General features: G+C 61.8%; 6 protein-coding genes and 2 rRNA genes. 6 read left to right on the forward strand and 2 right to left on the reverse strand.

Annotated elements, in window-relative coordinates; genetic code table 11:
- The first annotated feature begins 142 nt into the window (after nucleotides 1–142).
- The 6 genes from COLINT_RS06265 to COLINT_RS06290 all read left to right on the forward strand — a co-directional run bounded on the left by COLINT_RS06265 (nucleotide 143) and on the right by COLINT_RS06290 (nucleotide 7,661).
- Nucleotides 143–3,113 (forward strand): 23S ribosomal RNA (locus COLINT_RS06265).
- Between the two features lie 143 nt (nucleotides 3,114–3,256).
- A 5S ribosomal RNA gene (rrf, locus tag COLINT_RS06270) occupies nucleotides 3,257–3,372 on the forward strand.
- 94 nt (nucleotides 3,373–3,466) lie between these two features.
- On the forward strand, nucleotides 3,467–4,096 hold the full coding sequence (gene coaE / locus COLINT_RS06275; protein ID WP_006723607.1) for a dephospho-CoA kinase: 630 nt from the start codon (nucleotides 3,467–3,469) through the stop codon (nucleotides 4,094–4,096).
- A complete protein-coding gene (locus tag COLINT_RS06280) occupies nucleotides 4,086–4,685 on the forward strand; it encodes a lytic transglycosylase domain-containing protein (protein WP_233418356.1) in 600 nt (199 codons plus the stop codon). The genes coaE and COLINT_RS06280 overlap by 11 nt, the downstream gene beginning before the upstream one ends.
- A gap of 5 nt (nucleotides 4,686–4,690) precedes the next feature.
- Nucleotides 4,691–6,940, forward strand: coding sequence for an excinuclease ABC subunit UvrB (uvrB, locus tag COLINT_RS06285; protein WP_006723609.1), 2,250 nt, complete (start codon nucleotides 4,691–4,693; stop codon nucleotides 6,938–6,940).
- A 145-nt stretch (nucleotides 6,941–7,085) separates the two neighbouring features.
- Nucleotides 7,086–7,661, forward strand: a complete 576-nt coding sequence (locus COLINT_RS06290; protein ID WP_006723610.1) for a hypothetical protein — start codon at nucleotides 7,086–7,088, stop codon at nucleotides 7,659–7,661.
- Between the two features lie 172 nt (nucleotides 7,662–7,833).
- Here COLINT_RS06290 and COLINT_RS06295 read toward each other — a convergent pair whose 3' ends face one another.
- Together COLINT_RS06295 and COLINT_RS06300 are read right to left on the reverse strand one after the other, a co-directional pair.
- Complete coding sequence (locus COLINT_RS06295; RefSeq protein ID WP_006723612.1) at nucleotides 7,834–9,492, reverse strand: NAD(P)/FAD-dependent oxidoreductase; 1,659 nt, start codon at nucleotides 9,490–9,492, stop codon at nucleotides 7,834–7,836.
- The coding region (locus tag COLINT_RS06300; protein ID WP_006723613.1) for an NAD(P)/FAD-dependent oxidoreductase at nucleotides 9,485–10,790 on the reverse strand (1,306 nt) is incomplete at its 5' end. The genes COLINT_RS06300 and COLINT_RS06295, both read right to left, overlap by 8 nt.

Raw genomic sequence — 10,790 nt, forward strand, 5'->3', positions numbered from 1 at the left:
TTCTTCTATATTGAGATATGAGATATATCTTCCAATCTGCAAATATAGTAAGTTGCATGACGATCGCCGGTGACGAAAGTCACCGAGCGTATGCGACACCCAGACATTCAAGTGTCTAGATACGGCGTCCCGCACGGTCGTGCGGGAAGATATCTAGGGCGCACGGCGGATGCCTTGGCACATGGAGCCGATGAAGGACGCGGCAAGCTGCGATAATCCGCGGTTAGGGGCACACACCCTTCGACCCGCGGGTCTCCGAATGGGCGAACCCGCCAGGAGAAGTCCTGGCACCCTCAGGATGAACACATAGTCCTGAGGGGGACAACCCGGGGAACTGAAACATCTAAGTACCCGGAGGAGAAGAAATCAACCTCGAGATTCCCCGAGTAGCGGCGAGCGAAAGGGGACCTAGGCCAAACCGTGGAGCGGGCGGGCGCCAGCCCTTACCGCCCACGGGGTTGTAGGGCCTCCCGCCCGGGAGCTGGCGCTCCCGGCGGGCATCCATCCAGGGGAGCCGAACGGCATGGGAAGGCCGGCGGCACAGGGTTAGGGCCCCGTAGGCGCACCCTGGGATGGAGCCCGGTGGAGGTACCTGAGTAGGGCCGGGCACGTGAAACCCGGTCCGAACCCGGGGGGACCACCCTCCAAGCCTGAATACTCCCATGTGACCGATAGCGCACCAGTACCGTGAGGGAAAGGTGAAAAGCACCCCGGGAGGGGAGTGAAACAGTACCTGAAACCGTGCGCCCGCAAGGCGTCGGAGCGGGCTTCGTCCCGTGACGGCGTGCCTTTTGTAGAATGAGCCAGCGAGTTGCTGGCACGCGGCGAGGTTAAGCTGGGAAGCGAGCCGGAGCGAAAGCGAGTCCGAAACGGGCGATCTGAGTCGCGTGCCGCAGACGCGAAGCCGGGTGAGCTATCCCTGGGCAGGCTGAAGCGGGGGTAAGACCCCGTGGAGGGCCGAACGGACGTACGTTGAAAAGTGCGCCGATGACCTGGGGATAGGGGTGAAAGGCCTATCAAACCCGGAGATATCTCGTTCTCCCCGAAATAGCTTTAGGGCTAGCGTCGAGAGTTAACCGCCGGAGGTAGAGCACCGGATCGATGAGGGGGCTTCGCCGCCTACCGATTCGAACCGAACTCCGAATGCCGGTCGGTCCATATCTCGGCAGTCAGAGCATGTGGGCTAAGCTGTGTGCTCGAGAGGGAAACAGCCCAGACCGCCCGCTAAGGCCCCCAATTCTCAGTTAAGTGGCAAAGGATGTGCGTCCGCGCAGACAACCAGGAGGTTGGCTTAGAAGCAGCCACCCCTTCAAAGAGTGCGTAACAGCTCACTGGTCGAGTGGACATGCGCCGACAATACACGGGGCTAAACTGAGAGCCGAAGCGGCGGCAATGAGATTTCATTGGGTAGGGGAGCGTCCCCAGCGGGGCGAAGCCGGAGGGTCACCGACGGTGGACTGCTGGGGAGTGAGAATGCTGGCATGAGTAGCGAGAGACGAGAGAGTAACTCGTCCGCCGTAAACCCGAGGTTTCCTGGGCGAGGCTAATCCTCCCAGGGTCAGTCGGGGGCTAAGCCGAGGGCGGAAGCCGTAGGCGACGCGCAGCAGGTGGACATTCCTGCACCGGAGATGCACCGTCACGACCGACGGGGCGACGGATTGGGGTGGCTCGGCGGGGTTCTGGACGTCCCCGTGATGGAGCGCGGCCCGGAGACCAGGCAAATCCGGTCTCCGCGAGGGCGAGGCTCCGGACGAAGCGCTCGAGCGAAGCGAGTGAGCCCGTGGTCCCCAGAAAAACCCCTAGGCAGGGGCATCTCCGCCCGTACCGCAAACCGACACAGGTGGGTGGGTAGAACATACCGAGGCGATCGGGTCAACCATGGTCAAGGAACTCGGCAAAATGGCCCCGTAACTTCGGGAGAAGGGGCGCCGGCGCGTACGTGGACCCACTTGCTGGGCGAGCGGAGGCCGGCCGCAGTGAAGAGGCCCAATCGACTGTTTACCAAAAACACAGGACTCTGCAGAAGGCGAGAGCCGACGTATAGGGTCTGACGCCTGCCCGGTGCCGGAAGGTCACGCGGAGGGGTCAGCGAAAGCGAAGCCCCGAAGCCAAGCCCCGGTAAACGGCGGCCGTAACTATAACGGTCCTAAGGTAGCGAAATTCCTTGTCGGGTAAGTTCCGACCTGCACGAAAGGCGCAACGAATTGGGCGCTGTCTCGACCATGGACCCGGTGAAATTCCACTAGTCGTGAAGATGCGACTTACCCGCGGAAGGACGGAAAGACCCCGTGAACCTTCACTGCAGCTTGGCATTGGCCGCTGGCCCGTCGCGTAGAGGATAGGCGGGAGGCTTCGAAGCCCGGGCGCCAGCCCGGGTGGAGCCGACCTTGGAATACCGCCCTCGGCGCGCCGGCGTCCTAACCCCATGCCGTCATCCGGATGGGGGACCGTGCCAGGTGGGTAGTTTGACTGGGGCGGTCGCCTCCTAAAGGGTAACGGAGGCGCGCGAAGGTCCGCTCGGGACGGTCGGCAACCGTCCTCCTGAGTGCAAGAGCATAAGCGGGCTTGACTGCGAGGCCTACAAGCCGAGCAGGTGCGAAAGCAGGCTCTAGTGATCCGGCGGCCCCGCGTGGGTGGGCCGTCGCTCAACGGATAAAAGGTACTCCGGGGATAACAGGCTGATCTTGCCCAAGAGTCCACATCGACGGCAAGGTTTGGCACCTCGATGTCGGCTCATCGCATCCTGGGGCTGGAGCAGGTCCCAAGGGTACGGCTGTTCGCCGTTTAAAGCGGTACGCGAGCTGGGTTCAGAACGTCGTGAGACAGTTCGGTCCCTATCCTCCGCGGGCGCAGGAGAATCGAGGGAGGCTGCCCCTAGTACGAGAGGACCGGGGTGGACGCACCTCTGGTGAACCGGTTGTCGACCAACGGCACGGCCGGGTAGCCACGTGCGGCGCGGATAACCGCTGAAGGCATCTAAGCGGGAAGCCGTTCCCGAGATCAGTTCTCCTTCCGGTAAGGGCCCAGGTAGACTACCTGGTCGATAGGCCGCAGGTGCAAGCACGGCGACGTGCTCAGCCGAGCGGTACTAATAGCCCGAGCTCTTACCCGCATCCGACCGGCGGGACGCCATACTTAACGTATCACGGTGTCGCGTCGTCAGAAGGTCAGGTCGGTACGGTCCCGTCTGCGAGTCGCTGTGCGGCCCTCAGGGCACGCGAGGATCCCGGGTGGGAGGTATGAAAGCCGCCCACCGGTCAGCGGCCATTGCGTGCGGGGCACGCCCGGTCCCATTCCGAACCCGGAAGCTAAGCCGCACCGCGCCGATGGTACTGCGGGGTCAGCCCGTGGGAGAGCAGGGCGCCGCTGACCGGTGGACGGCTTTCGCGCTTTCCCGGCGCGGGAGCGCAAGGGGGTCCCCTCGGGGGCCCTCTTTTGCTATAGGTAGCTAATTTTGGAGGCGCGTATGCCCTTCACCTTGTTTGTCATGGGCAATATTGCATCTGGTAAATCTACTGCATGCTCCTACCTCGCCCGTTCTGGCGCACGCCATCTCGATCTTGATGTAATCGCAAAAAGCCTTTATGTCCCCGGCTCTGCGATCGTTGATTCCATTGCGGAGGCTTTTGGATGGGATGTCCTCGATGAATCGGGTGAAGTGCGCTCATCTGTTCTCGCTCAGCGGGCGTTTGTCGATGAGGGCTCTGTTCACCAGCTAAATGAAATTGTCCATCCCGTCCTGCTGGATTATCTTTCTAATATTCTCTTACCGGTTCCTTGTTGCTCGCTCGTCGTGCCTACACCCGCGCTCACCGTCGTTGAGATTTCCGCTCCCGCGTCGTTTACCGATGCATTCGGCTTGGCTGATGAGGTAATTGCCATTACGGCGCCGCTTGACACTCGTCGTGCACGTGCAATTGAGCGTGGCATGAGTGGCTCTGATTTCGATGCACGTTCGGACCTCCAGCCGTCTGAAGATGAGTTAAAAATGATGGCCGATACCGTTATCGATAATTCAGTTGCAGATGATACGCTTTTCGGATCGCTCGACCTTTGGCTTGAGGATAGGGGCATTCGACTGGCTGATGGGAAGTAAACTGATGAACAGACGCGGCTCTTTTCTTCGATGGTATCGAGTGTTGCCTCTTACCGTCGTGCTCATTTTCGGGCTTGTCTCGTTTGCCTTTGCTTTCGCCCCTTCGTTGCTTTTTAAGTCGATGTATCCCTTGCGTTACGAGGACGAGATCACTGCTTCAGCGGCTACTCATGGCGTAGATCCGTATTTGGTTGCCGCTGTCATCCGATCGGAGTCCAGCTGGGATCCTGAGGCCTCTTCCCATCAGGGTGCTCGCGGCCTTATGCAGTTGATGCCTGAAACCGCTCAAGACATGGTGGCTAAAGGTCTCGTCGATGGCAAACGCTATTCTTACGAGAATCTCGAGGACCCGGCCATCAATATAGAATATGGCTGTGCCTACTTGTCGTATCTTTTGACGTACTTCAATGGGGCGACAGATCGGGCTATTGCCGCGTACAACGCCGGTATGGGCAATGTGGATGGATGGGCAAAGCAGGACAAGCTGCTTCATAATGCCATTACATTCCCTGAGACACAGGCATATCTTGTTCGCGTCAATATGGCCAAAGCCCGGTATCAAGAGCTATATCCGCAAGCGTTTCGCTAGGAAGGATGGCGATTTGCGTGGCTGAGTTCGAAGTTGAGCGCGTCGGCGGCGAATTGAGGCGTTTCGGCGTGTCTGGAAGTCCTGCGCCTTTTGAGGTCGTTTCTCCGTTCGAGCCTTCGGGCGATCAGCCCCAGGCCATTGCATCTTTGGTTCAGGGCGTGCGCGATGGGGATCGATATCAGGTGCTCTTGGGTGTCACCGGATCCGGCAAGACCTTCACGATGGCGAAGACCATCGAGGCTTTGGGCAAACCGACGCTTGTCATGGCGCCGAACAAGACGCTCGCCGCTCAGCTCGCGAGTGAGCTTAAAGAGTTCTTCCCGAACAACGCGGTCGTGTACTTCGTCTCATACTACGATTACTATCAGCCCGAGGCGTATGTTCCTTCGAGTGATACCTATATCGAGAAGGACTCTTCCATTAACGAGGAAGTCGAGATGCTTCGGCATCAGGCGACGGCATCCCTGCTTTCACGTCGTGATGTGATTGTCGTGGCGTCGGTCTCGTGCATATATGGCATAGGATCTCCCGAGGACTATGCAGGGCTGGCTCCGAACGTGGATAAAAAGGAGCCACTTGAGCGCGATGAATTCATTCATTCGCTTATCGACATTCAGTACGATCGCAACGATTACGACCTTGCACGCGGCACGTTTCGCGTGAGAGGCGATGTGGTGGATGTCTACCCGCCCTATGCCGAGCATCCGTTGAGATTCGAGTTCTTCGGTGACGAGGTCGAGCTTATCGCCGAGATCGACGAAGTCACCGGTGAGATCATGCGCGAATTCGACGCTATCCCGGTTTGGCCTGCCTCGCATTACGTGACGGAGAAGCCCAAGGTAACCGCGGCCTTAAAATCCATTGAGGAAGAGCTCGAGGCACGAGTCGCGGAGCTTAAGGCGAACGATAAATTGCTCGAAGCGCAGCGCTTGGAGCAGCGCACGAGCTATGATCTCGAGATGCTCGAAACCATGGGATTCACGACTGGCATCGAGAACTATTCACGACATCTGGATGGTCGCAAACCGGGCGAGCCCCCGTTCACGCTTATAGATTATTTCCCCAAGGACATGTTGTGCATCATCGACGAGAGCCATGTCACGGTGCCGCAGATCCGCGGCATGCACGAGGGAGACCGCTCTCGGAAGGTGACGCTTGTCGAGCACGGGTTCCGCCTACCCTCGGCGCTCGACAATCGCCCCCTGCGCTATGACGAATTTGAGGCGCGCATTCCGCAGTTCATCTATGTGAGCGCCACACCGGGCGACTATGAGCTGCGAGTGAGCCAGAACAACGTGGAGCAGATCATTCGCCCGACGGGCCTGCTCGACCCCAAGATCGACGTGCGCCCGGTGCGTGGGCAGATCGATGACCTGATCGATGAGATTCGTGAACGAGTGGCACGTCATGAGCGCGTGCTGGTCACCACGTTGACAAAGCGTATGGCGGAGGATCTGACCGACCATCTGCTTGATGCCGGTATTCGCGTCAATTACATGCACTCGGATACGGCGACCATGGATCGAGTCGAGATTTTGCGTAGTCTTCGCCAGGGAAAGATCGACGTGTTGGTGGGCATCAACTTGTTGCGCGAGGGCCTCGATCTCCCCGAGGTGTCGCTCGTGGCGATTCTCGATGCCGATAAAGAGGGCTTTCTGCGCAACCGACGCTCGCTCATCCAGACAATCGGCCGAGCGGCGAGAAATGCCGAGGGCGAGGTCGTTATGTACGCCGATTCGATTACCGATTCGATGCGTGAGGCGATCGACGAAACGAATCGCCGACGTGCGATTCAGACGGCATACAACGAGGAGCACGGTATCAAGCCCCAGACGGTTCGCCGATCCATCAACGACATCTCGAGCTTCATCGCCGAGGCCGAGGAGAATGTGGGGAAGAAGGATCGGAGCCGAGGCGACACGCTAGGGCATGGAGCGTTCTTCAGTCCCGCCGGCACGGAAGGGGAAGACGATGCGTGCGAGGGCGTCGGCGAGCGGATTGCACGCGATTTCGCCGATCTGCCTACCGAGGAGCTCGTTCGGGTGATTGAGACCATGGAAGACGACATGAGAGCGGCCTCGGAGGCCATGGACTTTGAGGAGGCCGCTCGTCTGCGCGATATCGTCGTTCAGCTCAAGGCGATGTCGGAGGGGACGAGCGAGGACGAGGTGATTGAGGCGCTGCGGAAGTCGGCGCGCAAGGGATCCGTTTTCGCACCGGGCCGCAAGCGTACGGGCGCGCGGTTCAAGAGGTGAGTTTGAGACGGGCTGACCGATGCCTGCCTTTGACTTCGGCCGTCTCGACAGGGGGTGAACAGGCCGTTCGTTGAGTGCGGATGGTATACTTACGCTCGTGAATTTACATGCGGGGCGCAGGTCTCGCAAGGGGGGGGAAACCAACATGACCGATTTCGACCTGCTGTTCAGCCGCTTGCGCGGTCTTGCGTGGAGCCATGTGGCCATGGCGGGCGCGTGCTTTGTCTTCGCCACGGCGCTGTTCGTCTCTCCTGCGTGGGGCTATGCGGATTTCGCTCGTCTGCAGCAGCTTCTTTCCTGGTTCGGTATCGTCGCCGGTTCCCTGTCGCTGGTCGCCGCCTTCGCCATGCGCGCGGGATGGACGCTACACGGTGTCGAGCCCGCGGTGGGTCTCGTTCTTTTGCTGGGCGGCCTGTGGACGCTGAACTTTCCGTTCTCCGTCGACACGCTCGTCCCGGTCGCTTCGTTCCTGGGCATGTTCCTGGCATTTTATCTGCTTGCCACGGCTTTCGAGATGTATCGTCGCTCGGCTGGCCGTCCGGGTATGCAGGTTGCCGTCGCCGCTGGTGTGATTCTCGTCTCGTTTGCGAATCTGTTCGGCCTGATGGGCGCTTCCGGTATGTTGGCGCTTTCCGCCCTCGAGCTGTACCTCGCCGGCTGGGGCTTCGTGTATGCGTGCATCTCGCTCTCAGTGGATGCGCCCCGTGCGGAGCTCGCCTAGAGGATCGGAGTTCTCCCGCAGGGTGTTTCCGGATTGTCGGGGAATTTGAGCTCGTTGGGAGTCCGCTGAAAACGTGAGTGCAATATGGCCCGCTTCTCTATCGCGAGAAGCGGGCCATGTTCGTTTGGGGCGAGCCATTTATTTGGCGGTGATGCTTTACGTTGGGAGCGGACTATCGGATGCGAGCATCCCCGATTGAGGTGACGAGGGATTGGGCGCAGCGGATGCCGTCCGCGGCAGCGCTCATGATGCCGCCGGCGTAGCCAGCGCCCTCGCCACAGGGATAGAGGCCGGGCGTACTCACCGAGATACAGGTCTGGCGGTCGCGCAGGATGGTGATCGGCGAGCTGGAGCGGGATTCGATGGCGGTGAGAACGGCTTCGGGGTCGTTGTAGCCGCGGATCTTTCGATCGAGTAGCGGAATGCCCTCACGTAGGGCGTCGACGACGTGGGGAGGCAGGACATCGTCGATGGTGCCCCAGGTGACTCCTCGAGGATAAGTGGGTTCGATGCGGCCGGGGCCCGTGCTGGGGCGCCGGGCGAGGAAATCGCCCACGAGCTGGGCCGGCGCATGGTATTCGCCGCCGCCGGCGCGGAAAGCGGCCTGCTCGCAGGTGCGCTGCAGGCGGACGCCCTCGAGGGGGTCGTCTCCCGGGAGGTCTTCGGGTGCGATGTTGACGAGCAATGCGGCGTTCGCGTTGCGGCCGTCGCGGGCGTGCATGCTGGCGCCGTTGGTGACGACCCCGCCTTCTTCGCTCGCGGCAGCAACGACCTCTCCGCCCGGGCACATGCAGAAGGAGAACACGCTGCGGCCGTTTGGAAGGTGGGCGACGAGGCTGTACGGGGCGGCGCCGAGCGCAGGGTGGCCCGCCGCGGTGCCATAGAGGGCACGGTCTATATCCGCTTGCAGGTGCTCGATGCGCACGCCCATGGCGAAGGTCTTGCGCTGGAGCGTGATGCCGAGGCCGGAGAGCATTTCGAATACATCGCGAGCGGAATGACCGCAAGCGAGGATGACGTGCGTTGCGGCAATGGTTTCCCGTCCATCGGGTCCGTCGAGGATGAGTCCCGAGACGACTCCCTCGTTGTCAAGGAGCAGATTGCTCACATGGGTGCGGAAGCGGACGGTGCCGCCGAGGCGCTCGATGCGCGCGATCAGATTCGTGACGACGTCGGGCAGGATGTCCGACCCAATATGGGGCTTGGCGTCCCAAAGGATGTCGCGCGGGGCACCGGCTTCGACGAGCGTCTTGAGGACCAGTCGATGCAAGGGGTTTTTCGTCCCGGTATTGAGCTTGCCGTCGGAGAAGGTGCCGGCACCGCCGAGGCCGAATTGAATGTTGCTTTCGGTGTCGAGAGCTCCGGTGGCGTTGAAGTGCCCGACTGCCTCGGTGCGTCGCGTGGCGTCATCCCCGCGTTCGAGCAAGATGGGACGAAGACCTACCTCGGCGAGCGTGAGCGCGGCGAAAAGACCTGCGCAGCCCGCTCCGACGACGACAGGGCGGTGCTCGCACAGGCCGTCCTGCACGGGAGCGGGGAAGGAGGGGTCGTCCGCATCGACCGCGCGCACACGCTTGCGGTCGCGATCGGAGAGGCGCGAGAGCAGATCGGGCTCATCGACTTCGGATGCCAAGTGCACGAGGGCACTCAGCGTGAAATGGACGTTCGACTTCTTGCGGGCGTCGATGGATTTGCGTCTCAGTTCGACGCGTTCGATATCTGCACGGCGGCAGCGGAGGATGCCGAGTGCCTCGCGGGTGCACGCCTCGATGCACGAGCGCTCATCACCGCCATCGGTCAGGCGGCAGGAAATCTGGGAAATCTCAAGCATGGGGCTCCTTGGAGAGGTCGGATGTGCCGTGGCGATGGGTGACGGCGGCGGCAGCGGCGGCGCCCGCACGAACGCCCGTGAGCCAGGCCCAGGCAAGGTTGTAGCCGCCGCAGTCGGCGTCCATGTCTATGGCCTCGCCGCAAGCGTAGATGGGTGCTTGCGGTGCATTTTCATTCGCGTTGATCGGGTGCACGGCGAGCGTGTCGAGTTCCATGGCCGATAGGGGGACGCCGCCGCGTCGCACCTGGGCTTGCGCGTGCTCGGTGGTGCCTGCCACGCGCAAGGGGATGCGGTGCAGCATCGATGCCGCTCGGTTCAGCGGGCGCTCGGTGCCGGCCACGGCGTCGCAGACGAGCGCCGCGAGAGGGCGAGCCAGAAGGCCGTCGAACCATCGGGGGCTGCCGTCGAAGGTGCCGATTGTCTCCGCGCGGCGCGCGAGGAAGCGGGTGAGGACCTGTTCGTTCATCTCGGGGAACAGGTCGAGTTCGATCTGGTCGCCCGCCTCGATGCGTCGCGAGAGATTGAACGCGGCGATGCCGGAGATGCCATAGGGACGGAAGAGGACTTCGCCCTGTTCGAATGCCACGGCGGCCCCGTCACGCATCAGGGTGAGCATGCAGTCGACTCGCAGGCCGTCGAGACCTTGGAGAAGGTTGCGCCCGCCGGTCTCATCGTCGCCGGATGGGGGCAAAGTGCAGGCAATGGGGCACAGGACGGGGGCTTCGGCGACATGGGGCAGGTTGAGGATTTCGCACGAAGCCCCGGAGGTCCCTCCGCATGCGAGGACGACGGCACGCGCGAGCACCTTGCGATCGAGGCGGTCGGCTGCTGCGAGCGCCTTGCGCGCGTTGCGGATGCGGGCCTTCTCGTCGCGACCGGGCTTATGGGAGAGTGGTAGGCGCGCTTGGTCGACCGTGAACTCGTGGAGGCCGGTTGGGCCCGTAGCGTGCCGTTTCGGTTCGGCGCACGCCATGACGGTGATGCCCTCGCGTCGACAGGTGTTGAGGAGCGCGTCGCGCACCGAATCCGCACGGCGGCTCATAGGGTACAGGCGCCCCTCGTCCTCCTCTGCGGTCGAGATACCCGTGCTTTCGAGGAATGCGGCGACATCTCGCTCCGGGGTGGTGCCGAAGATTTCGCGCACGGCGTCGGGATGGCGGTATCGACGTGCGTCGAGACGGCTGTTCGAGACATTGCAGCGCCCATTGCCGGTCGCGAGGATGGAGAGGCCCGTCTCGACGTCGCGCTCCAGGATGCACGTGCGCGCCCCGGCGCGCGCCGCGGTGATGGCGGCGGCA

It is taken from the genome of Collinsella intestinalis DSM 13280, assembly GCF_000156175.1.
In the GTDB taxonomy this organism is placed as follows: Bacteria; Actinomycetota; Coriobacteriia; order Coriobacteriales; family Coriobacteriaceae; genus Collinsella; species Collinsella intestinalis.